We start from the raw sequence: 20,420 nt of genomic DNA on the forward strand, positions 1-20,420 counted from the left end.
AAGGCCCCGTACCGCGTGCACGCGGTACGGGGCCCTCCGCTTCTCGGGCGTCGGCTCAGACCGCCAGCTCGATGCGCACGACCTCGGCCAGCACTCCGGCTTCGTGCACCGCCTGCTCGTGCGTCTGCGCCTCGACCATGACCCGCACCAGCGGCTCGGTCCCGGACGGACGCAGCAGCACCCGGCCGCCGCCGCCCAGCCGCGCCTCGGCCTCGGCCACCGCCGCCGCCAGACCCTCCGACGCCTGCACCCGCGTACGGTCCACACCGGCCACGTTCACCAGCACCTGCGGCAGCCGCGTCATCACACCGGCCAGCTCGTGCAGCGGCCGCCCGGTCTGCGCCACCCGCGACAGCAGCAGCAGCGCCGTCAGCGTGCCGTCGCCGGTCGTCGCGTGGTCGAGCATGACCACGTGCCCGGACTGCTCGCCGCCCAGCGAGAACCCGCTCGCCTGCATGGCCTCCAGCACGTACCGGTCGCCGACCGCGGTCTCCACGATCTTCACGCCGGCCGCCTGCATCGCCAGCTTCAGGCCCAGGTTCGACATGACCGTCGCCACCAGGGTGTCCTCGACCAGCCGGCCCGCGTCACGCATGGCCAGGGCCAGCACCGCGAGGATCTGGTCGCCGTCGACCTCGTTGCCCAGCGCGTCCACCGCCAGGCAGCGGTCCGCGTCGCCGTCGTGCGCGATACCCGCGTCCGCGCCGTGCTCGACGACGGCCGCCTTCAGGTCGTCCAGGTGCGTCGAGCCGCAGCCCTCGTTGATGTTGAGGCCGTCCGGCTCGCAGTGGATCGTGATGACCTCGGCACCGGCCTGGCGCAGCGCGTCCGGCGCGACCCGCGACGACGCGCCGTTTGCGCAGTCGAGCACGATCTTCAGGCCGTCCAGGCGGTGCGGCAGCGCCGACAGCAGGTGGTCGACGTACCGCGCGTGGCCCTCGGGGTGGTCCTGCACCCGGCCCACCGCCACGCCCGTCGGCCGCTCCCACTCGGTACCGAGCAGCGCCTCGATCCGGTCCTCGACCTCGTCGGGCAGCTTGTGCCCGCCGCGCGCGAAGAACTTGATGCCGTTGTCCGGCATCGCGTTGTGGCTCGCGGACAGCATCACGCCCAGGTCGGCGCCCAGCATGCCGGTCAGGTACGCGACCGCCGGCGTCGGCAGGACTCCCGCCCGGTACACGTCGACCCCGGCGCCCGCGAGACCCGCGACCACCGCGGCCTCCAGGAACTCGCCCGACGCCCTGGGGTCGCGCCCGACCACCGCGAACGGCCGGCGGCCGTGTCCCGCGGTACGCCCCTGCGACCCGAGGACCCGGGCCGCGGACACCGCGAGATCCAGGGCCAGCTCGGCCGTCAGCCGGCCGTTGGCCAGACCGCGTACCCCGTCCGTACCGAAGAGTCGTCCCACCTTCGGACCTCCCACGTGGAAAGCATCGAGAACATGGCGAACTTCAACCAGCCACGCGTCAGGGCACGCACCGGCAGGCGGGGCGTGCGTCGCGGACGCGCGAAGCATCAGGAAAAGCATCGGACCCCGGGGCACAGACTGTGCCCCGGGGTCCGATGCAAAATGCAGGCAGCGCGCCGGGATTTAGCGCTTGCTGTACTGCGGAGCCTTACGGGCCTTCTTCAGACCCGGCTTCTTGCGCTCGGTGGCGCGCGCGTCACGGGTCAGGAAGCCGGCCTTCTTCAGCGCCGGGCGGTTCAGCTCGACGTCCGCCTCGTTCAGCGCACGGGCGACGCCCAGGCGCAGCGCACCGGCCTGGCCGGACACGCCGCCGCCGGAGATGCGGGCGATGACGTCGTACTTCTCGTCCAGCTCAAGGATCTTGAACGGCTCGTTGACGAGCTGCTGGTGAACCTTGTTCGGGAAGTAGTTCTCGAGCGTACGCCCGTTGATCTTCCACTTGCCGGTGCCCGGAACGATCCGGACACGGGCGATGGCCTCCTTGCGGCGGCCGGTGGCGGCACCCGGCTGCGGGTCGCTGAAGCGACCGGCCAGGGACTCCGACGTGTAGCTCTCGAGGGCGACCTCTTCGGTCTCCTCGATGGGGGCCTCGGCGATGGTCTCGGCCACGATTCTCCTTATTTGCTCGTCAGGCGATGTGGCCGTGACTACTGCGCGACCTGGGTGATCTCGAACGGCACGGGCTGCTGCGCCGCGTGCGGGTGCTCCGGACCCGCGTACACCTTGAGCTTCGACAGCATCTGCCGGCCCAGGGTGTTCTTGGGGAGCATGCCCTTGACGGCCTTCTCGACGGCCTTCTCCGGGTTCTTGGAGAGCAGGTCGTCGTAGCGGACCGCGCGGAGACCGCCCGGGTGACCCGAGTGGCGGTACGCCATCTTCTGGGTCCGCTTGTTGCCGGACAGGTGCACCTTGTCCGCGTTGATGATGATGACGAAGTCACCGGTGTCGACGTGCGGCGCGTACACCGGCTTGTGCTTGCCCCGGAGCAGGGCAGCGGCCTGGGTGGACAGACGGCCGAGCACGACATCGGTCGCGTCGATGACGTGCCACTGACGCTGGACGTCGCCGGGCTTAGGGCTGTACGTGCGCACGGTCGATAGCCTTCGCTTCTTCGTGAGTGTGTGCTGACGGGATGGCGCTTAGGGCTTGGCCCGGCAACTTCCGCGCGGTGCTGGAATCACACAGTGCGAGGTGCTGCCAGGGGCCCCTCTTGCGGCGCCCGGCGTACCGACTTCACTCAAGCAAGCCAATACGCACAACGAACCGGCAGAATACCGGGTTTTCGGGGTGCCGGTCAAAACGAGCATCGGGGGGCTGTGCTCCCCGAGCCCCCTCCCCTTCTGCCCTATCGTATCCGCCCTGGCGAGCGAAACCGACCACGCCAGTATGCTGCGCGCGAAGAGTGGGGGCGCAGACCTTGGGGAGGCTGCCGTGAGTGGTGACAACAACGGGTACGGCGGCGCGTACGGACAGCCCGGCGGCCCCGGGCAACACGGCGCTCCGGGCGGCCCCGACGAGCCCACGCAGTCGCCGTGGACCGTGCGGCCGGGCCAGCCCAACTACTCGGGCTCGGGCCAAGACCCTTACGCGGCAACGCAGTCCGCGCCGTACGGCGGCCAACAGCAGCCGCAGGGCGGCCAGTACCAGCAGGCCCAGTACCCGCAGCAAGGCCAGTACGCGCAGCAGCAACAGCAGCCGTACGCCCCGTTCGCGCAGCCCACGCAGAGTTACCCCGGGCCCGCGTCCGCGCCGGACAACGGCGAACCGGACTGGAGCGCGCTCGCCGACCGGGAGGGCCGCCGCGGCCGCCGCCGCAAGACGGTCGTGTGGACGACGTCGATCGTCGTCGGCCTCGGCCTCGTGGGCGGCCTGGTCGCCGCGTCCATCGCCATGTCCGGCGACGACAAGAAGCCGGCCGCCAAGCAGTCCGCGGCGCCCTCGCCGTCCGCCGCGCTCCCGTCGGCCCCCAAGCCCACGTTCAAGCCGGCCCCGAGCGTCCCGCCGGCACCGGGCTCCGCGAAGGTGCTCGCCGACCCTGCCCTGGACACCGACCCGTTCACGCCCGAGGCGCTGTTCGGCGCGACGCAGTTCACGACGGACGGCCGCAGCTACTCCGTCGTCGGCACCAAGCTCGACAACAGCTGCCCCGACGCCGCCAACACCGACCTGGGCAAGGTCCTGCGCGCGCACAGCTGCGTCCAGGTGCTCCGCGCCACAGTGACCGGCCCCAACGGCACCGCGGCGACCGTCGCCCTCGGCTCCTTCGGCGCCGTCGACGACGCCAAGGGCGCCGCCAAGGACGGCGACAACAACACCGCGGCGGTGAGCGGCCTGCCCGGCGGCGCCGTCAAGGTGCTGTGTCCGGAACCGACCCCCGGCAAGCCCGGCGTGCTGTGCCTGCGCACCACGAACTCCTATGGCCGGTACGGGATCTTCGTGGTCGCCGGCTACCCGGGCACGGAGAACAAGCTCACCCCGCCCGACCCCAAGGTCGACCAGATCGCCCAGGACATCGACGCGTACGTGCGCGGCCTGCTCACCGCGCGCGGCGAGAAGACCTCGCAGGCCATCTACGACAAGGCCAAGGCGGACGCCGAGAAGCAGCTGCAGGGCACGCCCTGACCGGCACCCGCTAGACGCCTACCGGCCAGCCGTACACCCGCGCGGCCCGGCTCACACCACGTCGAGCCGGTGCCGCTTGGCCTTGGCCGCCCGCTCGGCGAGCCGCTCGTCCGACGGATAGGCGACCTCTTCGAGCACCAGCCCGTGCGCCGGCGCCACGTGCACAGACGAGTCGCGCACCCCGCGCGCCAGTATCTCCGCAGGCCAGCGCACCTCACGGCGCCCCGAACCGACCGCCAGCATCGCGCCGACCAGCGAGCGCACCATGTTGTGGCAGAACGCGTCCGCCCGCACCGACGCCACCAGCAGCGGCAGGTAGCCGGGGCCCGCGTCCGCCTCACCGGGCGTCTCACGCACCCAGTGGAACTCCTTCAGGCAGCGCACCGTGCTCGCGCCCTCGCGCCGCTTGCAGTACGCCGCGAAGTCGTGGTCGCCGAGCAGCAGGCCGGCCGCCTCGTTCATGCGCGCCACGTCCAGCGGCTGGTCGTACCAGACCACGTGCGCGCGCCGCAGCGGGTCGACACCGCCGGGAGCGTCGCTGACGCGGTACGCGTAACGCCGCCACTCGGCCGCGAAGCGCGCGTCGAAGCCCTCCGGGGCCACCGACACCGCGCGGACCCGCACATCGCGCGGCAGCGTCCCCGACAGCCGCCGCACCAGCTGGTGGCCGTCCATCGTCCACGTGTCCGCGGGGATGTCCACATGCGCCACCTGGCCGCGCGCGTGCACGCCCGCGTCCGTCCGCCCCGCCACCGTCAGCTGCGCCGGCTCGGGCAGCCTCAGGACCGTCGTGAGCGCCTGTTCCAGGACGCCCTGCACGGTCCGCAGCCCCGGCTGGCGCGCCCAGCCCGAGAACTCGGCCCCGTCGTAGGCCAGATCGAGGCGCAGCCGCACCGGATCCGTGGTCACGTTCGTCGTCATCCCCATCACATCGCCGCCCACCGCACCCCCGACAACGCCACGGGCCCGCCCCCGCCCCGAAGGGTGGGAACGGGCCCGCATGCTGTCAGAGAGACGCTCAGGCGTCCTTCTCCGTCTCGGCGGCCTCGGGGGCCTCCTCAGCGGCCTCGGCGGCGGGGGCCTCGGTCTCCTCGACCTTGGTCTCCTCGGCCTTCTTGGCCTCCTGCTCCTTGACGGAGCGCTTGGTCGCGGCCTCGGCCTCGCCCACCGCGGTCTGCGCCACGGTCAGCGCCTCGACCAGCTCGATGACGGCCATCGGCGCGTTGTCGCCCTTGCGGTTCCCGATCTTGGTGATGCGGGTGTAGCCGCCGGGACGGTTCGCGTAACGCGGGCCGATCTCCTCGAACAGCGTGTGCACGACGCTCTTGTCGCGGACGACCGTGAGCACCTGACGACGCGCGTGCAGGTCGCCGCGCTTCGCCTTCGTGATCAGCTTCTCCGCGACCGGACGCAGGCGGCGCGCCTTCGCCTCGGTCGTGGTGATGCGGCCGTGCTCGAACAGCGCGGTCGCCAGGCCCGAGAGGAGCAGACGCTCGTGGGCCGGACCGCCGCCGAGACGGGCTCCCTTTGCGGGACGGGGCATTGCTTTCTCCTTGGTATCCCTGCACCGGCCGTATCAGGTACCGGTGTCAGTCCGCCCGGGCCGGACGGCCCGGGCGCGAGCCCCCGGCGGGTGCGCAGGGGGCGGTCCGCACCGGCGGGCCCGAGGGCCCGCCGACACGACGTTCTTGTGAGTCCCTAAGCGGGGGCTCAGTACTGCTCGGTCTCCGCGAAACCGTGGTCGTCCTCGTCGCCGAAGCTGTCGGCCGCGGCGGTCGGGTCGAATCCGGGCGGGCTGTCCTTGAGCGCCAGGCCCATGCCGGCCAGCTTCGCCTTGACCTCGTCGATGGACTTCGCACCGAAGTTGCGGATGTCCAGCAGGTCCGCCTCGCTGCGCGCCACGAGCTCACCCACGGTGTGGATGCCCTCGCGCTTGAGGCAGTTGTACGAGCGGACGGTGAGCTCGAGCTCCTCGATCGGCAGCGCCAGGTCGGCCGCCAGGGCGGCGTCCGTCGGCGACGGGCCCATGTCGATGCCCTCGGCGTCGACGTTGAGCTCGCGGGCCAGGCCGAACAGCTCGACCAGGGTCTTGCCGGCCGACGCCATCGCGTCACGCGGACGCATCGACGGCTTGGTCTCGACGTCCACGATCAGCTTGTCGAAGTCCGTGCGCTGCTCGACACGGGTCGCCTCGACCTTGTACGTGACCTTCATGACGGGCGAGTAGATCGAGTCGACCGGGATCCGGCCGATCTCCTGCCCCGCCTGCTTGTTCTGCACCGCGGAGACGTAGCCGCGACCGCGCTCGACGGTCAGCTCCATCTCCAGCTTGCCCTTGGCGTTCAGCGTCGCGAGGACCAGGTCGGGGTTGTGCACCTCGACACCGGCGGGCGGCGCGATGTCGCCGGCGGTGACCACACCCGGGCCCTGCTTGCGCAGGTACATCACGACCGGCTCGTCGTGCTCCGAGGAGACGACCAGCTGCTTGATGTTGAGGATGAGGTCGGTGACGTCCTCCTTGACGCCCGGCACGGTGGTGAACTCGTGCAGGACGCCGTCGATGCGGATGCTGGTGACAGCGGCACCCGGGATCGACGAGAGAAGCGTGCGACGGAGCGAGTTGCCGAGGGTGTAGCCGAAGCCGGGCTCCAGCGGCTCGATGACGAACCGGGACCGGAACTCGTCGACGACGTCCTCGGTCAGCGTGGGACGCTGCGCGATAAGCATGGTTTTCCTCCATGTCTTCGGTGCCCGCTATATGACACCGACGGCTATGGCAAGGGTACGGGCGGAACGGTCGAAACCGTTCCGCCCGAGCCCTTTTTCCCGGCTTGCGCCGGGATGTCGGCCTACTACTTGGAGTAGAGCTCGACGATGAGCTGCTCCTGGACCTGCGTGTCGATGACCTGACGCGCGGGCAGGGAGTGCACGAGGATGCGCATCTTGCTCGGGATGACCTCAAGCCACGCCGGAACAGGACGCTCGCCGGCCTCGGCACGGGCGACCACGAACGGGGTCAGCTCGAGCGAGTCCTTGCGGACCTCGACGATGTCGTTCTCGCTGACGCGAGCCGACGGGATGTCCGTCTTGGTGCCGTTGACCAGGATGTGGCCGTGGCGGACCAGCTGACGGGCGTGGTCACGCGACTTGGCGAAGCCCGCGCGGTAGACCACGTTGTCCAGACGGGACTCGAGGATGCGAAGCAGGTTCTCGCCGGTCTTGCCCTGCTTGCGGTTCGCCTCCTCGTAGTAGCCGCGGAACTGCTTCTCGAGGACGCCGTAGATGCGCGCGCACTTCTGCTTCTCGCGCATCTGCAGCAGGTACTCGCTGTCCTTGGTGCGGCCGCGGCCGTGCTCACCCGGCGGGTACGGACGGATCTCGATCGGGCACTTCGGGCCCTCACACTTGCTGCCCTTGAGGAACAGCTTCATCTTCTCGCGACGGCAGCGCTTGCAGTCAGCGCCGGTGTAACGCGCCATGGTTCTAGTACTCCTACTCAGCTACAGGTCAGACGCGGCGGCGCTTGGGCGGGCGGCAGCCGTTGTGCGGCACGGGGGTGACGTCCTGGATGGAACCCACCTCGAGGCCGGTGGCCTGGAGCGAGCGGATGGCGGTCTCACGACCGGAACCCGGGCCCTTGACGAAGACATCGACCTTGCGCATGCCGTGCTCCTGGGCACGACGGGCGGCCGACTCGGCGGCCATCTGCGCGGCGAACGGGGTCGACTTGCGCGAGCCCTTGAAGCCCACGTGGCCCGCGGAGGCCCACGAGATCACGTTGCCGTTGGGGTCCGTGATCGACACGATCGTGTTGTTGAACGTGCTCTTGATGTGGGCGTGCCCGTGAGCGACGTTCTTCTTTTCCTTGCGGCGCACCTTCTTGGCGCCGGTGCGGCTCTTGGGAGGCATCTGCTGGAAACTCCTGAGGTCGTCGGTCCGCTGACGTAATGCGGGCCGTCATGATCCGGCCTAAGCGGACTACTTCTTGCCCGGCTTCTTCTTGCCGGCGATGGCGCGACGCGGGCCCTTGCGGGTACGCGCGTTGGTGTGGGTGCGCTGACCGCGGACCGGGAGGCCGCGGCGGTGACGCAGGCCCTCGTAGCAGCCGATCTCGACCTTGCGGCGGATGTCGGCCTGGACCTCACGGCGGAGGTCACCCTCGACGCGGTAGTTCGCGTCGATCCAGTCGCGCAGCTTGACGAGGTCGTCCTCGGTCAGGTCGCGCACGCGCGTGTCCGGGTTGACGCCGGTGTTGCTCAGGGTCTCCAGCGCGCGGGTGCGACCGACGCCGAAGATGTAGGTGAGTGCGACCTCGACCCGCTTTTCGCGGGGCAGGTCTACGCCGACGAGGCGTGCCATGTACAGGCTCCTGTAGTTGTCGGAGGTCTTGCGCAACACCGGTCCGGAAGGCCGATAGCAACGGTCCTTCGGTCCCCGGCCTCCTGCCGGGGGTGGCGTCCCGCGCCTGGTAACTGCGGGGGTCGGGTGCTGCGTCTCTTACGTGGTGCGTCGCGCGACGATCTCGTGCCGCGTGCGCGGTGCTCTGCTCGGGGACCCGGAGGTCAGCCCTGGCGCTGCTTGTGACGCAGGTTCTCGCAGATCACCATGACCCGGCCGTGACGGCGGATCACCTTGCACTTGTCACAGATCTTCTTGACGCTCGGCTTGACCTTCATGGATTCTCCGGTACGTGCTGACGAGGGCGCCGTCAGGCACCCTCATCGCCGAGGCGGTTGTCGGGCTCGCTCCCGCACCCAGCAGGGCGCGTCGGCTCGCCTACTTGTAGCGGTAGACGATGCGGCCACGGGTCAGGTCGTACGGGCTCAGCTCGACGACAACCCGGTCGTCCGGGAGGATCCGGATGTAGTGCATCCGCATCTTCCCGCTGATGTGCGCGAGGACCTTGTGCCCGTTCTGCAGTTCTACGCGAAACATTGCGTTGGGCAGAGACTCGATGACGGTGCCCTCGATCTCAATGGCCCCTTGCTTCTTGGGCATGTCCTCCGCGCTTCATCTACTCGGGATCATCTACCGTCGGCTCTGACTGCTCCGCGGACACCCTCGGACCACCCACTCGGTGAGCGTCTGCCTGAGGCGTGCCAAAAAGCGGCTACAGATAAGCCGACGAGTCAGTCTAAGGCACGCACCCGTGTGATGGGAAACCGGGCCCGGGACCCTAGACCAAAAGCAGCGTGACGCACAACGCGACGAGCAGGAGCAGCATTCCCGCGCAGCCGCCTCGCCTGGCCGGGGCCGCGCCGCCGTCGGAGGACGTGCCGTCCACGGGGAGCCCGCCTCCCGCGGGCCGCGGCTGCTCGCTGTCGTGCGATGTGTCGCGCCGCGTCGGCAGGCCGTGCAGCACCGCGTCCAGCTCCCCGGCGGTCGTCGCCGCCCGGACCCGGCGCAACCGCGCCTGGTAGTCCGTCAACGACAGCCGGCCGGCCGCCATGTGCTCGCGCAGGACCGCCGTCACCCGCTCGCGGTCCGCGTCCCCCACCGCCCCGTCAGCACCCATGGCACCGAAGGCTACTTCGGCAGGCTGGTCAGGACGACCGGGCCGTCCTCCGTCACCGCGATGGAGTGCTCCCAGTGCGACGCGTAACCGCCCGCGCTGGTCTTGACCGTCCACTCGTCCGGCATGGTGAACGTCGCCGGCTTGCCCAGCGTCACCATCGGCTCGATCGCCAGGCACACGCCCGGCAGCAGCTCGGGACCCTGGCCCGGACGGCCGTAGTTGAGGATGTGCGGGTCCTGGTGCATCTCGGTGCCGATGCCGTGGCCGCCGTAGTCCTCGACGATGCCGTACTGGCCGCCGCCGAGCGGCGTGTTCGCGCGGATCGCCTTCTCCACCGCGTGGCTGATGTCGGTGAGCCGGCCGCCGGGCTTCGCCGCGGCGATGCCCGCCCACATCGACTCCTCGCACACCCGGCTGAGCTCCGCCAGCTCGTCCTCGACCGTGCCGACCGCGACGGTGATCGCCGAGTCGCCGTGCCAGCCGTCGAGGATCGCGCCGCAGTCGATCGAGATGAGGTCGCCCTCGCGCAGCGGCGCGTCGTCCGGGATGCCGTGCACCACCACGTCGTTCACGGACGCGCAGATCGACGCCGGGAAGCCGTGGTAGCCCTTGAACGACGGGATCGCCCCGGCCCCGCGGATCGAGGCCTCGGCGAGCGCGTCCAGCTCACGCGTCGTGATGCCCGGCACCGCGGCCGCCCGCAGCTTCTGCAGCGTCTCCGCCACCACCGCGCCCGCCAGCCGCATCTTCTCGATCTGCTGCGGGGTCTTCCGCTCGATCTTGGAACGCCGCCTCTTGATCACTGGGCCGCTGTCCTTCCGCGCCGCCTAGGGCGCTCTCGTGCCGCCGGCGATGCCGCCGGGCCGGAATGTGCCGAGGTCCTCTACCCGCTCCGAAACGCGAACATGGGCGACCCGGATTCCCGGATCGCCCACGCCCCGCGGCCGCGGACGGCCGCTCGGTCCCGCGTGTGCTCAGTCCTGCTTGTACGGCTTGAGCGCGGTCATCGCGCGCTCGGTCACGTCACTCACCCGACCGGTGGCTTCGATGACCACGAGGATCCCCTGCTCGGAGTAGTAGCCGATCAACGGCTCGGTCTGCTCCTTGTAGACGTCCAGACGGTGCTTCACCGTCTCCTCGCGGTCGTCGTCGCGCTGGTAGAGCTCGCTGCCGCACTCGTCGCAGATACCGTCGACGGCCGGCGGGTCGAACACGATGTGGCACACGTGCCCGTGCGCACGGCACTGCCGGCGCCCGGACAGCCGCTGGATGATCTCCTTGGACGGCACCTCGAGCTCGAGGACCGCGTCAAGCTGCGTACCGTGCTCGGCCAGTATCTCGTCGAGCACCTTCGCCTGCGCCGTGTTGCGCGGGAAGCCGTCCAGCAGGAAGCCGTCCGCGGTGTCCGGCTGACCGAGCCGGTCCCGGACCATGCCTATGGTCACTTCGTCGGGGACGAGGTTGCCCGCGTCCATGTACTTCTTGGCTTCGAGGCCGAGGGGAGTGCCCTGGCCGACGTTGCTCCGGAAGAGGTCGCCCGTCGAGATCGCGGGGATCGACAGGTTGGCGGCGATGAACTGGGCCTGGGTTCCCTTGCCCGCGCCCGGGGGGCCCACAAGAACGATACGCATTTAGCGGAGGAAGCCTTCGTAGTTGCGCTGCTGGAGCTGGCTCTCGATCTGCTTCACAGTTTCCAGACCCACTCCCACAATGATCAGGATGCTCGTACCACCGAACGGGAAGCTGTTGGTGGAGTCGAAGAGCACGAGCGCGATCATGGGTACGAGCGCGATCATGCCCAGGTAGAGCGATCCGGGCCACGTGATCCGGGTAAGGATGTAGTTCAGGTACTCCGCAGTCGGTCTGCCGGCGCGGATGCCCGGGATGAACCCACCATACTTCTTCATGTTGTCCGCAACTTCCTCGGGGTTGAACGTGATCGCCACGTAGAAGAAGGCGAAGAACACGATCAGCAGGAAGTACGTGACCATGTAAATCGGGTGGTCACCCTTGACGAAGTTGTTCCTGATCCACAGCGCCCACCCCGACTTGCTGCCGCTGAACTGAGCGATCAGGGCCGGGATGTAGAGCAGCGAAGAGGCGAAGATCACGGGGATGATGCCCGCCTGGTTGACCTTCAGCGGGATGTAGGTCGAGGTTCCGCCGTACGCGCGCCGCCCGATCATCCGCTTGGCGTACTGAACCGGGATGCGGCGCTGCGCCTGCTCGACGAACACCACCAGGCCGACCATGAGCAGACCCACCGCGATGACGGTGAAGAACGCCACCCAGCCGCCGCCGAGGGTGCCGGTCTGCTTGATGTTCCAGAGGGCGGAGGGGAAGCCGGCCGCGACCGACACGAACATCAGGACGGACATGCCGTTGCCGATGCCGCGGTCGGTGACCAGCTCGCCGAGCCACATGATCGTCGAGGTGCCGGCCGTCATCACGCACACCATCACGACGATGCGGAACAGGCTCTGGTCCGGGACGATCTGGGACGGTACGCACTCACCGCCGCCGGCGCTGCTAAACAGCGCGCCGCTGCGGGCGGTCGCGACCAGCGCGGTCGACTGGAGGATCGCCAGGGCGATCGTCAGGTACCGGGTGTACTGGGTGATCTTGGCCGTGCCGGCCTGGCCCTCCTTCTTGAGGGCCTCGAGCCGCGGGATCACCACGGTGAGCAGCTGGAGGATGATGCTCGCCGTGATGTACGGCATGATCCCCAGCGCGAAGATCGTGAGTTGCAGCAGCGCGCCGCCGCTGAACATGTTCACCAGGCCGAAGAGGCCGCCCTGGTCCGCCGCGTCGACGCACTTGCGGACCATCTGGAAGGAGACGCCTGGGACCGGGATGTGCGACCCGATCCGGAACAGGACGATGATCCCCAACGTGAAGAGGAGCTTCTTCCGCAGGTCGGGCGTGCGGAACGCCCGGGCGAACGCGGTGAGCACACTGCCTCCTGCGCCTCACCCGTCTGGGGCGAGTCGTTTGATGATCGGTCCCGTGGTGTACGGGCGGGTTCCCTATGGAACCTCACGGACAATAACAGCGTCAGGCCGCGGAAGTGTCGCACGGACTGTGGGATTTGCGCGCCCACGGCCGGAGACGACGCAGGGGCGCCACCACCTTACCGGCGTGGCGCCCCTGCAAAGAAGCCGTTGGCTCTCAGACCTCGTCGGTCGAGCCGCCGGCCGCCGCGATCTTCTCCTTCGCGGAGCCGGAGAAGGCGTTGGCCTTCACGCGGACCGCGACGGTGATCTCGCCCGTACCGAGCACCTTGACCAGCTGGCCCTTGCGGACCGCGCCCTTGGCCACGAGGTCGTCGACGGTCACGTCGCCACCCTCGGGGAACAGGGCACTGATCTTGTCCAGGTTCACGACCTGGTACTCGGTGCGGAACGGGTTCTTGAAGCCCTTGAGCTTCGGCAGCCGCATGTGGAGGGGCATCTGCCCACCCTCGAAGCGGGCCGGAACCTGGTAGCGGGCCTTGGTGCCCTTGGTGCCGCGACCGGCGGTCTTGCCCTTGGAGCCCTCACCACGACCCACGCGGGTCTTGGCGGTCTTGGCGCCGGGGGCGGGCCGCAGGTGGTGCACCTTCAGCGGGTTCTCAGCACCCATGTCAGTCCACCTCCTCAACGGTGACGAGGTGCGACACCGTGAAAATCATGCCGCGGATCTCCGGGCGGTCCTCCTTGACGACCACGTCGTGGACGCGCTTGAGGCCGAGCGAACGGAGAGTGTCGCGCTGGTTCTGCTTGCTCCCGATCTTCGACCGGGTCTGCGTGACCTTGAGACGCGCCATCACGCACCCACTCCCGCGCGGGCACGCAGCAGGGCGGCCGGGGCCACGTCCTCCAGCGGAAGCCCGCGGCGAGCCGCGATCTCCTCGGGACGCTGGAGACCCTTGAGGGCCGCCACCGTCGCGTGAACGATGTTGATCGCGTTGTCCGAGCCGAGCGACTTGCTCAGCACGTCGTGGATGCCGGCGCACTCGAGCACGGCGCGCACGGGGCCACCGGCGATGACACCGGTACCCGGCGAAGCCGGCTTGAGCAGCACGACACCGGCCGCAGCCTCACCCTGGATCGGGTGCGGGATGGTGCCCTGGATACGGGGGACCTTGAAGAAGTGCTTCTTGGCCTCCTCCACACCCTTGGCGATGGCGGCCGGCACCTCCTTGGCCTTGCCGTAACCGACACCCACGGTGCCGTCACCGTCGCCCACCACGACGAGCGCGGTGAAGCTGAAGCGGCGGCCACCCTTGACTACCTTGGCCACACGGTTGATCGCGACGACGCGCTCGACGTAGGCGGTCTTCTCGACGGCGGCGCCGCCATCGCGCCGATCCCGCCGGTCCCGACGCTCGCCGCCGCCGGCGCCGCCACCGCGGCGCTGGGGTCCAGCCATCAGAAAATCCTCATCTGTCGTACGAAGCCTGTCCGGACCAGCGGGCTCAGAAAGCCAGCCCGTTCTCGCGCGCGGCATCGGCGAGCGCGGCGATACGGCCGTGGTACTTGTTGCCACCACGGTCGAACACCACGGTCTCGACGCCCGCAGCCTTGGCCCGCTCAGCGACGAGCTCGCCGACCTTGCGCGCCTGTGCGGTCTTGTCGCCCTCGCCGCCACGGATGGACGTGTCCATCGTCGAGGCGGACGCCAGGGTGACACCGGCCAGGTCGTCGATGACCTGCGCCACGATGTGACGCGTGGAGCGGGTCACGACCAGACGAGGCCGCTGGGGGGTACCGGAAACACGCTTCCGGACCCGGATGTGCCGACGCTTCCGGGAGGTGGCCTTCTTGGCCACGCCCTTGCCGGCCTTCACACCGACGGCCATGCCTACTTACCAGCCTTTCCGACCTTGCGGCGGATGACCTCACCCGCGTACTTCACGCCCTTGGCCTTGTACGGGTCGGGCTTGCGAAGCTTGCGGATGTTCGCGGCGACCTCGCCGACCTTCTGCTTGTCGATGCCCTCGACCGAGAACTTGGTCGGGCTCTCGACGACGAAGGAGATGCCCTCGGGGGCGTCCACGACGATCGGGTGGCTGTAGCCGAGCGCGAACTCCAGCGAGGAGCCCTTCGCCGCGACACGGTAGCCGACACCGCTGATCTCGAGCTTCTTCACGTATCCCTGGGTCACACCGGTGATCATGTTCGCCACCAGGGTCCGGGACAGCCCGTGCAGGGCCTTCGAGAGGCGCTCGTCGTTGGGACGGGACACCGCGAGGGTGCCGTCCTCGAGAGCGATCTCGATCGGAGCGGCGAGATTGTGCGACAGGGTGCCCTTGGGGCCCTTCACGACGACCTCGCGGCCATTGATGGTGACGTCCACACCGGTGGGAACCGGGATGGGCAGCCGTCCAATACGCGACATTGCCTATCCTCCTTTCCCGGTTACCAGACGAAGGCGAGGACTTCCCCGCCCACGCCCTTCTTGGCGGCCTGACGGTCGGTCAGGAGACCCTGCGACGTCGAGATGATCGCGACGCCGAGCCCTCCCAGCACCTTCGGCAGGTTCGTGGACTTCGCGTACACCCGCAGACCGGGCTTCGAAACGCGGCGGATGCCGGCGACCGAGCGCTCGCGGTTCGGGCCGTACTTCAGGTCGATGACGAGGCTCTTGCCGACCTCGGCGTCCTCGACGCGCCAGCCCTGGATGTAACCCTCCTGCTGGAGGATCTCCGCGATGTGCGACTTGATCTTGCTGTACGGCATCACGACGTCGTCGTGGTATGCCGAGTTGGCATTCCGCAGACGCGTGAGCATGTCTGCGATGGGGTCGGTCATGGTCATGACGGCCTCAGGGCCTTTCTCGCCGCGGTTTCCCGAAATGCGATCTCTCCCGGGGCCGCCCCTCCGGAACGGAGGGGCGGCTCACAGGACGACTGCGGTACGGGACCTACAGCGTTTGATACGGCCACCCCGCTGGGAGCGGGATGGTGTGCCGGTCTCGCGACCTCCCGGTGAGGGGAGGTGCTTACCAGCTGCTCTTGGTGACGCCGGGCAGCTCGCCGGCGTGCGCCATCACGCGAAGGCACACACGGCACAGACCGAACTTGCGGTACACCGAGTGCGGGCGACCGCACCGCTGGCAGCGCGTGTAACCGCGCACCGCGAACTTCGGCTTGCGAGCGGCCTTGGCAATCAGGGCCTTCTTCGCCACGTCAGTTCTCCTTGAACGGGAATCCGAGGAGACGCAGCAGCGCGCGGCCCTCGTCGTTGTTCGTGGCCGTGGTCACCACAGTGATGTCCATGCCGCGAACCCGGTCGATCTTGTCCTGGTCGATCTCGTGGAACATCGACTGCTCGGTGAGACCGAAGGTGTAGTTGCCGTTGCCGTCGAACTGCTTCGGCGAGAGCCCGCGGAAGTCGCGGATACGCGGAAGCGCGATCGACACCAGGCGGTCCAGGAACTCCCACATGCGGTCGCCGCGCAGCGTGACGTGCGCGCCGATCGGCTGACCCTCACGCAGCTTGAACTGCGCGATGGACTTGCGGGCCTTCGTGACCTGCGGCTTCTGGCCGGTGATGGCCATCAGGTCCTTGATCGCACCGTCGATGAGCTTGGAGTCGCGGGCGGCGTCGCCCACACCCATGTTCACGACGACCTTGACGACGCCGGGGATCTGCATGACGTTCTCGTACGAGAACTCCTCACGCATCTTGCCCGCGATCTCGTCCCGGTAGCGCTGCTTCAGACGCGGAAGCGCCTTTGCCTCAGTGGTGACAGTCATCAGATGTCCTCACCGGTCCGCTTGGCGATCCGGATCTTGTTGCCCTCGTCGTCGAATCGGTAGCCGACGCGCGTGGGGACCTTCTTGCCGTCCTTCTCCACGACCAGCTGAACGTTGCTGACGTGAATCGGGGCTTCCTGCGTGATGATGCCGCCGGTCTTGGCACCCTTGGCGGACTGGCCGACCTTGGTGTGCTTCTTGATCCGGTTGACACCCTCGACGAGGACTCGCTCGAGCTGCGGGTAGGCCGCGATGACCTTGCCCTGCTTGCCGCGGTCCTTACCGGTGATGACCTGAACCAGGTCACCCTTCTTGATCTTCATGCTCTTCGCCATGGTGTTACAGCACCTCCGGCGCGAGCGAGATGATCTTCATGAACTTCTTCTCGCGCAGCTCACGGCCGACCGGGCCGAAAATGCGGGTGCCACGGGGCTCACCGTCGTTCTTGAGGATGACGGCGGCGTTCTCGTCGAAACGGATGTAGGAACCGTCGACGCGGCGACGCTCCTTAACAGTCCGCACGACGACAGCCTTGACCACGTCGCCCTTCTTCACGTTGCCACCAGGGATCGCGTCCTTGACGGTGGCCACAATGACGTCCCCGATGCCCGCGTAGCGCCGGCCGGACCCGCCGAGCACACGGATGCAAAGGATCTCCTTGGCACCCGTGTTGTCGGCGACTCGCAGTCGCGACTCCTGCTGGATCACGTCTAACTCCTGATCATCACGTCGCGGTGCAGGCCCACCTCAGTGGGCCTGCCCGGCGCTCGCTACTTGGCCTTTTCGAGGATCTCGACGATGCGCCACCGCTTGCTGGCGGACAGCGGCCGGGTCTCCATGAGGAGGACGCGGTCGCCGACGCCGCAGGCGTTCTGCTCGTCGTGAGCCTTCAGCTTGCTCGTGCGGCGGATGACCTTGCCGTAGAGCGGGTGCTTCACGCGGTCCTCGACAGCGACGACGACGGTCTTGTCCATCTTGTCGCTGACGACGAGGCCCTCACGGGTCTTGCGGAATCCCCGGGTCGTCTCAGTCATCTCAGTCTTCTCGCTCACGCCGCGCCTCCGGTCTCCTCCACGCTGACGATCCCGAGCTCGCGCTCGCGCATCAGCGTGTAGATGCGGGCGATGTCCTTGCGGACCGCCTTGAGCCGCCCGTGGTTCTCGAGCTGCCCGGTCGCCGCCTGGAAACGGAGGTTGAACAGCTCCTCCTTGGCCTCACGCAGCTTGGCGACGAGCTCCTCGTCCGCCAGGTCGCGCAGCTCGGACGCCTTGGTCCCGGCCGCCATCACGCCTCACCTGCCTCGCGCCGGACAATCCGGCACTTCATCGGCAGCTTGTGCGTGGCGCGCAGAAGCGCCTCGCGAGCCACCTTCTCGTTCGGGTACGACAGTTCGAACATCACCCGACCGGGCTTGACGTTCGCGACCCACCACTCGGGCGAGCCCTTACCGGAACCCATGCGGGTCTCGGCCGGCTTCTTGGTCAGCGGACGGTCCGGGTAAATGTTGATCCACACCTTGCCGCCACGGCGGATGTGCCGCGTGATGGCGATACGGGCGGACTCGATCTGCCGGTTGGTCACGTACGCCTGGCCCAGGGCCTGGATGCCGTACTCGCCGAACGCGAGCTCGGTACCGCCCTTGGCGCGACCACCACGCTTGGGGTGGTGCTGCTTGCGGTGCTTGACCCTACGGGGGATCAGCATCGGGGTCAGGCCTCCGTTCCGGATTCAGCGGGCGCGGGAGCCGGCGAGTCAGCGGACTCGGCGGCAGGCGCCTCGTTCTGCGGGCGACCGCCGCGGGCACCGCCGCGACCGCCGCGCTCGCCACCACGGCCACCGCCACGGGGGCGGTCGCCGCCGGGGCCACGCGACGGGCGGTTGCCCGCACGCGCCGCGGCGTTCTCGGCACGGACCTCGGCGATGTTCTTCACGTCGCCCTTGTAGATCCACACCTTGACGCCGATGCGGCCGAACGTCGTGCGGGCCTCGAAGAAGCCGTACTCGACGTTGGCGCGGAGCGTGTGCAGCGGCACACGACCCTCGCGGTAGAACTCGGAGCGCGACATCTCCGCGCCGCCGAGACGGCCACCGCACTGGATCTTGATGCCCTTGGCACCCGACTTCATCGCGGTCTGCATCGCCTTGCGCATCGCGCGGCGGAAGGAGACACGCGACGACAGCTGCTCGGCCACGCCCTGCGCGACGAGCTGCGCGTCGACCTCGGGGTTCTTGACCTCGAGGATGTTCAGCTGGACCTGCTTGCCGGTCAGCTTCTCGAGGTTGCCGCGGATCTTGTCGGCCTCCGCGCCGCGGCGGCCGATGACGATGCCCGGCCGGGCGGTGTGGATGTCGACGCGGACGCGGTCACGGGTGCGCTCGATCTCCACCTTGGAGATGCCGGCCCGCTCCATGCCCGTCGTCATCATCCGGCGGATGGCGACGTCTTCCTTGACGTAGTCCTTGTACAGCTTGTCGGCGTACCAGCGCGACTTGAAGTCCGTGGTGATACCGAGGCGGAACCCGTGCGGGTTAACCTTCTGGCCCACTAGCGGGTCCTCTCCTTCTCGGCGACAACCACGGTGATGTGGCTGGTGCGCTTGCGGATGCGGTACGCGCGGCCCTGGGCACGCGGCCGGAACCGCTTGAGGGTCGGCCCCTCGTCCACGTAGGCCTCGGACACGTACAGGTTGTTCGTGTCGAGGTTGTGGTTGTGCCCGGCGTTGGCGATGGCGCTGTCCAGCACCTTGCCGACCGGCTCGCTCGCGGCCTGCTGCGCGAAGCGCAGGATCGCCTGCGCCTCGGCGGCGTCGACGCCACGGATCAGGTCGACAACCCGGCGAGCCTTCATGGGCGTGACGCGGATGTACCGCGCCTGGGCCCTGGCTTCCATTGAAGTCCCCTTGTTCATCTCAGTTCGGTTTCCTTGTAGCTCGCCGGTCAGCGACGACGCGACTTGCGGTCGTCCTTCTCGTGGCCACGGAAGGTCCGGGTCGGGGCGAACTCGCCGAGCTTGTGGCCGACCATCGCCTCGGTGACGAACACCGGGACGTGCTTACGGCCGTCGTGCACCGCGATGGTGTGTCCCAGCATCGCCGGAACGATCATCGAACGGCGGGACCAGGTCTTGATGACGTTCTTGGTTCCCTTTTCGTTCTGCACGTCCACCTTCTTGATGAGGTGGCCGTCGACGAAGGGTCCCTTCTTCAGACTGCGCGGCATCAGACCTGCTCCTAGCGCTTCTTGTTCGTCTTGCGGCGGCGGATGATCAGCTTGTCGCTGGCCTTCTTGGGCCGGCGGGTGCGACCTTCCTTCTGGCCCCACGGCGACACCGGGTGGCGACCACCGGAGGTCTTGCCCTCACCACCACCGTGCGGGTGGTCGATCGGGTTCATCGCCACACCACGAACGGTCGGGCGCTTGCCCTTCCAACGCATGCGGCCGGCCTTGCCCCAGTTGATGTTCGACTGCTCGGCGTTGCCGACCTCGCCGATGGTGGCGCGGCAGCGGACGTCGACCAGGCGGATCTCACCCGACGGCATACGGAGGGTCGCGAACGCGCCTTCCTTCGCCAGCAGCTGGATGCTCGCGCCCGCGGAGCGGGCCAGCTTGGCGCCGCCGCCCGGACGGAGCTCGATCGCGTGAACGACCGTACCGACCGGGATGTTGCGGAGCTGCAGGTTGTTGCCGGGCTTGATGTCGGCCGCGGGGCCGTTCTCAATCCGGTCGCCCTGGCGCAGCTTGTTCGGGGCCAGGATGTAGCGCTTCTCGCCGTCCGCGTAGTGCAGAAGAGCGATGCGCGCGGTGCGGTTGGGGTCGTACTCGATGTGAGCGACCTTGGCCGGCACGCCGTCCTTGTCGTTACGACGGAAGTCGATGACGCGGTACGCGCGCTTGTGACCGCCACCCTGGTGGCGGGTCGTCACGCGACCGTGGTTGTTACGACCACCCTTGCTGTGCAGCGGGCGGACCAGCGACTTCTCCGGCGTGGACCGCGTGATCTCGACGAAGTCGGCGACGCTGGCGCCACGACGGCCCGGAGTCGTCGGCTTGTACTTGCGGATGCCCATGGCTTCTCT

33 protein-coding genes are annotated in these 20,420 nt (G+C 68.6%); 1 reads left to right on the forward strand and 32 read right to left on the reverse strand.

Annotation, left to right across the window (positions count from 1 at the left end; translation table 11 throughout):
* Positions 1-55 precede the first annotated feature (55 nt).
* The 3 genes from glmM to rplM all read right to left on the reverse strand — a co-directional run bounded on the left by glmM (position 56) and on the right by rplM (position 2,559).
* Entirely contained in the window at positions 56-1,408 is a 1,353-nt protein-coding gene (glmM, locus tag QI554_RS11915) for a phosphoglucosamine mutase (protein WP_281469003.1), read from the reverse strand.
* A gap of 183 nt (positions 1,409-1,591) precedes the next feature.
* Positions 1,592-2,077, reverse strand: coding sequence for a 30S ribosomal protein S9 (gene rpsI, locus QI554_RS11920; protein ID WP_281469005.1), 486 nt, complete (start codon positions 2,075-2,077; stop codon positions 1,592-1,594).
* A gap of 38 nt (positions 2,078-2,115) precedes the next feature.
* Positions 2,116-2,559 carry a 50S ribosomal protein L13 gene (rplM, locus tag QI554_RS11925; RefSeq protein WP_281469007.1) on the reverse strand — a complete coding sequence of 148 codons (444 nt, stop codon included), beginning with the start codon at positions 2,557-2,559 and terminating at the stop codon, positions 2,116-2,118.
* A 340-nt stretch (positions 2,560-2,899) separates the two neighbouring features.
* Here rplM and QI554_RS11930 point away from each other — a divergent pair, with 340 nt between their 5' ends.
* Positions 2,900-4,090, forward strand: coding sequence for a hypothetical protein (locus QI554_RS11930; protein ID WP_281469009.1), 1,191 nt, complete (start codon positions 2,900-2,902; stop codon positions 4,088-4,090).
* Positions 4,091-4,141: 51 nt separating this feature from the next.
* Here QI554_RS11930 and truA read toward each other — a convergent pair whose 3' ends face one another.
* The 29 genes from truA to rplB form a co-directional block, all read right to left on the reverse strand.
* The gene (gene truA, locus QI554_RS11935; RefSeq protein WP_281469011.1) at positions 4,142-5,011 is read right to left on the reverse strand and encodes a tRNA pseudouridine(38-40) synthase TruA; all 870 of its coding nucleotides are present in this window, start codon (positions 5,009-5,011) and stop codon (positions 4,142-4,144) included.
* Between the two features lie 97 nt (positions 5,012-5,108).
* On the reverse strand, positions 5,109-5,633 hold the full coding sequence (gene rplQ / locus QI554_RS11940) for a 50S ribosomal protein L17 (RefSeq protein ID WP_281469013.1): 525 nt from the start codon (positions 5,631-5,633) through the stop codon (positions 5,109-5,111).
* Between the two features lie 167 nt (positions 5,634-5,800).
* Complete coding sequence (locus QI554_RS11945; protein ID WP_281469015.1) at positions 5,801-6,817, reverse strand: DNA-directed RNA polymerase subunit alpha; 1,017 nt, start codon at positions 6,815-6,817, stop codon at positions 5,801-5,803.
* A gap of 125 nt (positions 6,818-6,942) precedes the next feature.
* A complete protein-coding gene (rpsD, locus tag QI554_RS11950) occupies positions 6,943-7,569 on the reverse strand; it encodes a 30S ribosomal protein S4 (protein ID WP_281469017.1) in 627 nt (208 codons plus the stop codon).
* Between the two features lie 28 nt (positions 7,570-7,597).
* Entirely contained in the window at positions 7,598-7,999 is a 402-nt protein-coding gene (gene rpsK / locus QI554_RS11955; protein WP_235054792.1) for a 30S ribosomal protein S11, read from the reverse strand.
* A 69-nt stretch (positions 8,000-8,068) separates the two neighbouring features.
* The gene (gene rpsM / locus QI554_RS11960; RefSeq protein ID WP_281469021.1) at positions 8,069-8,449 is read right to left on the reverse strand and encodes a 30S ribosomal protein S13; all 381 of its coding nucleotides are present in this window, start codon (positions 8,447-8,449) and stop codon (positions 8,069-8,071) included.
* Positions 8,450-8,652: 203 nt separating this feature from the next.
* Positions 8,653-8,766 carry a 50S ribosomal protein L36 gene (gene rpmJ, locus QI554_RS11965; protein WP_009740505.1) on the reverse strand — a complete coding sequence of 38 codons (114 nt, stop codon included), beginning with the start codon at positions 8,764-8,766 and terminating at the stop codon, positions 8,653-8,655.
* 100 nt (positions 8,767-8,866) lie between these two features.
* The gene (gene infA / locus QI554_RS11970; RefSeq protein WP_018382544.1) at positions 8,867-9,088 is read right to left on the reverse strand and encodes a translation initiation factor IF-1; all 222 of its coding nucleotides are present in this window, start codon (positions 9,086-9,088) and stop codon (positions 8,867-8,869) included.
* Positions 9,089-9,266: 178 nt separating this feature from the next.
* The gene (locus tag QI554_RS11975) at positions 9,267-9,605 is read right to left on the reverse strand and encodes a DUF1707 SHOCT-like domain-containing protein (RefSeq protein ID WP_281469046.1); all 339 of its coding nucleotides are present in this window, start codon (positions 9,603-9,605) and stop codon (positions 9,267-9,269) included.
* 11 nt (positions 9,606-9,616) lie between these two features.
* Entirely contained in the window at positions 9,617-10,405 is a 789-nt protein-coding gene (map, locus tag QI554_RS11980; protein ID WP_281469381.1) for a type I methionyl aminopeptidase, read from the reverse strand.
* A gap of 174 nt (positions 10,406-10,579) precedes the next feature.
* Positions 10,580-11,236: an adenylate kinase gene (locus QI554_RS11985; RefSeq protein ID WP_281469048.1), complete on the reverse strand. Its 657-nt coding sequence runs from the start codon at positions 11,234-11,236 to the stop codon at positions 10,580-10,582.
* Positions 11,237-12,559, reverse strand: a complete 1,323-nt coding sequence (gene secY / locus QI554_RS11990; RefSeq protein WP_281469050.1) for a preprotein translocase subunit SecY — start codon at positions 12,557-12,559, stop codon at positions 11,237-11,239. It abuts the gene before it with no gap.
* 214 nt (positions 12,560-12,773) lie between these two features.
* Positions 12,774-13,226 carry a 50S ribosomal protein L15 gene (gene rplO / locus QI554_RS11995; RefSeq protein ID WP_281469052.1) on the reverse strand — a complete coding sequence of 151 codons (453 nt, stop codon included), beginning with the start codon at positions 13,224-13,226 and terminating at the stop codon, positions 12,774-12,776.
* 1 nt (position 13,227) lies between these two features.
* Positions 13,228-13,410: a 50S ribosomal protein L30 gene (rpmD, locus tag QI554_RS12000; protein WP_235054798.1), complete on the reverse strand. Its 183-nt coding sequence runs from the start codon at positions 13,408-13,410 to the stop codon at positions 13,228-13,230.
* Positions 13,410-14,015, reverse strand: coding sequence for a 30S ribosomal protein S5 (rpsE, locus tag QI554_RS12005; RefSeq protein ID WP_281469054.1), 606 nt, complete (start codon positions 14,013-14,015; stop codon positions 13,410-13,412). Before rpsE ends, rpmD begins: the two co-directional genes overlap by 1 nt.
* Positions 14,016-14,061: 46 nt before the next feature.
* Entirely contained in the window at positions 14,062-14,445 is a 384-nt protein-coding gene (gene rplR / locus QI554_RS12010; RefSeq protein ID WP_281469056.1) for a 50S ribosomal protein L18, read from the reverse strand.
* Between the two features lie 2 nt (positions 14,446-14,447).
* On the reverse strand, positions 14,448-14,984 hold the full coding sequence (gene rplF, locus QI554_RS12015; RefSeq protein ID WP_281469058.1) for a 50S ribosomal protein L6: 537 nt from the start codon (positions 14,982-14,984) through the stop codon (positions 14,448-14,450).
* Positions 14,985-15,004: 20 nt separating this feature from the next.
* Positions 15,005-15,403 (reverse strand): 30S ribosomal protein S8, encoded by a 399-nt coding sequence (gene rpsH / locus QI554_RS12020; protein ID WP_281469061.1) that lies wholly within the window; start codon positions 15,401-15,403, stop codon positions 15,005-15,007.
* 184 nt (positions 15,404-15,587) lie between these two features.
* Positions 15,588-15,773, reverse strand: coding sequence for a type Z 30S ribosomal protein S14 (locus QI554_RS12025; RefSeq protein ID WP_179814568.1), 186 nt, complete (start codon positions 15,771-15,773; stop codon positions 15,588-15,590).
* A gap of 1 nt (position 15,774) precedes the next feature.
* Positions 15,775-16,344 carry a 50S ribosomal protein L5 gene (gene rplE, locus QI554_RS12030; RefSeq protein ID WP_281469065.1) on the reverse strand — a complete coding sequence of 190 codons (570 nt, stop codon included), beginning with the start codon at positions 16,342-16,344 and terminating at the stop codon, positions 15,775-15,777.
* Positions 16,344-16,667 carry a 50S ribosomal protein L24 gene (gene rplX, locus QI554_RS12035; protein ID WP_281469383.1) on the reverse strand — a complete coding sequence of 108 codons (324 nt, stop codon included), beginning with the start codon at positions 16,665-16,667 and terminating at the stop codon, positions 16,344-16,346. Before rplX ends, rplE begins: the two co-directional genes overlap by 1 nt.
* A 16-nt stretch (positions 16,668-16,683) precedes the next feature.
* Positions 16,684-17,052 carry a 50S ribosomal protein L14 gene (rplN, locus tag QI554_RS12040; RefSeq protein ID WP_235054803.1) on the reverse strand — a complete coding sequence of 123 codons (369 nt, stop codon included), beginning with the start codon at positions 17,050-17,052 and terminating at the stop codon, positions 16,684-16,686.
* 62 nt (positions 17,053-17,114) lie between these two features.
* Positions 17,115-17,396 carry a 30S ribosomal protein S17 gene (rpsQ, locus tag QI554_RS12045; RefSeq protein WP_269453204.1) on the reverse strand — a complete coding sequence of 94 codons (282 nt, stop codon included), beginning with the start codon at positions 17,394-17,396 and terminating at the stop codon, positions 17,115-17,117.
* A complete protein-coding gene (gene rpmC / locus QI554_RS12050; protein ID WP_281469068.1) occupies positions 17,393-17,629 on the reverse strand; it encodes a 50S ribosomal protein L29 in 237 nt (78 codons plus the stop codon). Before rpmC ends, rpsQ begins: the two co-directional genes overlap by 4 nt.
* Positions 17,629-18,048 carry a 50S ribosomal protein L16 gene (gene rplP / locus QI554_RS12055; protein ID WP_235054805.1) on the reverse strand — a complete coding sequence of 140 codons (420 nt, stop codon included), beginning with the start codon at positions 18,046-18,048 and terminating at the stop codon, positions 17,629-17,631. The genes rpmC and rplP overlap by 1 nt, the downstream gene beginning before the upstream one ends.
* A 5-nt stretch (positions 18,049-18,053) precedes the next feature.
* A complete protein-coding gene (gene rpsC, locus QI554_RS12060; RefSeq protein ID WP_281469070.1) occupies positions 18,054-18,890 on the reverse strand; it encodes a 30S ribosomal protein S3 in 837 nt (278 codons plus the stop codon).
* Positions 18,890-19,234 (reverse strand): 50S ribosomal protein L22, encoded by a 345-nt coding sequence (gene rplV, locus QI554_RS12065; RefSeq protein WP_231778761.1) that lies wholly within the window; start codon positions 19,232-19,234, stop codon positions 18,890-18,892. The genes rpsC and rplV overlap by 1 nt, the downstream gene beginning before the upstream one ends.
* Positions 19,235-19,281: 47 nt before the next feature.
* Positions 19,282-19,563, reverse strand: coding sequence for a 30S ribosomal protein S19 (gene rpsS / locus QI554_RS12070; RefSeq protein WP_235054808.1), 282 nt, complete (start codon positions 19,561-19,563; stop codon positions 19,282-19,284).
* A gap of 11 nt (positions 19,564-19,574) precedes the next feature.
* Positions 19,575-20,411: a 50S ribosomal protein L2 gene (gene rplB, locus QI554_RS12075; RefSeq protein WP_281469077.1), complete on the reverse strand. Its 837-nt coding sequence runs from the start codon at positions 20,409-20,411 to the stop codon at positions 19,575-19,577.
* Positions 20,412-20,420 lie beyond the last annotated feature (9 nt).

The sequence above is a fragment of the Yinghuangia seranimata genome, assembly GCF_029953285.1.
GTDB lineage: Bacteria > Actinomycetota > Actinomycetes > Streptomycetales > Streptomycetaceae > Yinghuangia > Yinghuangia seranimata.

What these genes read in the sequence shown, in the direction of transcription:
- truA (WP_281469011.1), bottom strand. Translation starts at nt 5,011, where the DNA reads ATGACGACGAACGTGACCACGGATCCGGTGCGGCTGCGCCTCGATCTG.
- rplQ (WP_281469013.1), bottom strand. Translation starts at nt 5,633, where the DNA reads ATGCCCCGTCCCGCAAAGGGAGCCCGTCTCGGCGGCGGTCCGGCCCAC.
- QI554_RS11945 (WP_281469015.1), bottom strand. Translation starts at nt 6,817, where the DNA reads ATGCTTATCGCGCAGCGTCCCACGCTGACCGAGGACGTCGTCGACGAG.
- rpsD (WP_281469017.1), bottom strand. Translation starts at nt 7,569, where the DNA reads ATGGCGCGTTACACCGGCGCTGACTGCAAGCGCTGCCGTCGCGAGAAG.
- rpsK (WP_235054792.1), bottom strand. Translation starts at nt 7,999, where the DNA reads ATGCCTCCCAAGAGCCGCACCGGCGCCAAGAAGGTGCGCCGCAAGGAA.
- rpsM (WP_281469021.1), bottom strand. Translation starts at nt 8,449, where the DNA reads ATGGCACGCCTCGTCGGCGTAGACCTGCCCCGCGAAAAGCGGGTCGAG.
- rpmJ (WP_009740505.1), bottom strand. Translation starts at nt 8,766, where the DNA reads ATGAAGGTCAAGCCGAGCGTCAAGAAGATCTGTGACAAGTGCAAGGTG.
- infA (WP_018382544.1), bottom strand. Translation starts at nt 9,088, where the DNA reads ATGCCCAAGAAGCAAGGGGCCATTGAGATCGAGGGCACCGTCATCGAG.
- QI554_RS11975 (WP_281469046.1), bottom strand. Translation starts at nt 9,605, where the DNA reads ATGGGTGCTGACGGGGCGGTGGGGGACGCGGACCGCGAGCGGGTGACG.
- QI554_RS11985 (WP_281469048.1), bottom strand. Translation starts at nt 11,236, where the DNA reads ATGCGTATCGTTCTTGTGGGCCCCCCGGGCGCGGGCAAGGGAACCCAG.
- rplO (WP_281469052.1), bottom strand. Translation starts at nt 13,226, where the DNA reads ATGGGTGCTGAGAACCCGCTGAAGGTGCACCACCTGCGGCCCGCCCCC.
- rpmD (WP_235054798.1), bottom strand. Translation starts at nt 13,410, where the DNA reads ATGGCGCGTCTCAAGGTCACGCAGACCCGGTCGAAGATCGGGAGCAAG.
- rpsE (WP_281469054.1), bottom strand. Translation starts at nt 14,015, where the DNA reads ATGGCTGGACCCCAGCGCCGCGGTGGCGGCGCCGGCGGCGGCGAGCGT.
- rplR (WP_281469056.1), bottom strand. Translation starts at nt 14,445, where the DNA reads ATGGCCGTCGGTGTGAAGGCCGGCAAGGGCGTGGCCAAGAAGGCCACC.
- rplF (WP_281469058.1), bottom strand. Translation starts at nt 14,984, where the DNA reads ATGTCGCGTATTGGACGGCTGCCCATCCCGGTTCCCACCGGTGTGGAC.
- rpsH (WP_281469061.1), bottom strand. Translation starts at nt 15,403, where the DNA reads ATGACCATGACCGACCCCATCGCAGACATGCTCACGCGTCTGCGGAAT.
- rplE (WP_281469065.1), bottom strand. Translation starts at nt 16,344, where the DNA reads ATGACTGTCACCACTGAGGCAAAGGCGCTTCCGCGTCTGAAGCAGCGC.
- rplX (WP_281469383.1), bottom strand. Translation starts at nt 16,667, where the DNA reads ATGAAGATCAAGAAGGGTGACCTGGTTCAGGTCATCACCGGTAAGGAC.
- rpmC (WP_281469068.1), bottom strand. Translation starts at nt 17,629, where the DNA reads ATGGCGGCCGGGACCAAGGCGTCCGAGCTGCGCGACCTGGCGGACGAG.
- rplP (WP_235054805.1), bottom strand. Translation starts at nt 18,048, where the DNA reads ATGCTGATCCCCCGTAGGGTCAAGCACCGCAAGCAGCACCACCCCAAG.
- rplV (WP_231778761.1), bottom strand. Translation starts at nt 19,234, where the DNA reads ATGGAAGCCAGGGCCCAGGCGCGGTACATCCGCGTCACGCCCATGAAG.
- rpsS (WP_235054808.1), bottom strand. Translation starts at nt 19,563, where the DNA reads ATGCCGCGCAGTCTGAAGAAGGGACCCTTCGTCGACGGCCACCTCATC.
- rplB (WP_281469077.1), bottom strand. Translation starts at nt 20,411, where the DNA reads ATGGGCATCCGCAAGTACAAGCCGACGACTCCGGGCCGTCGTGGCGCC.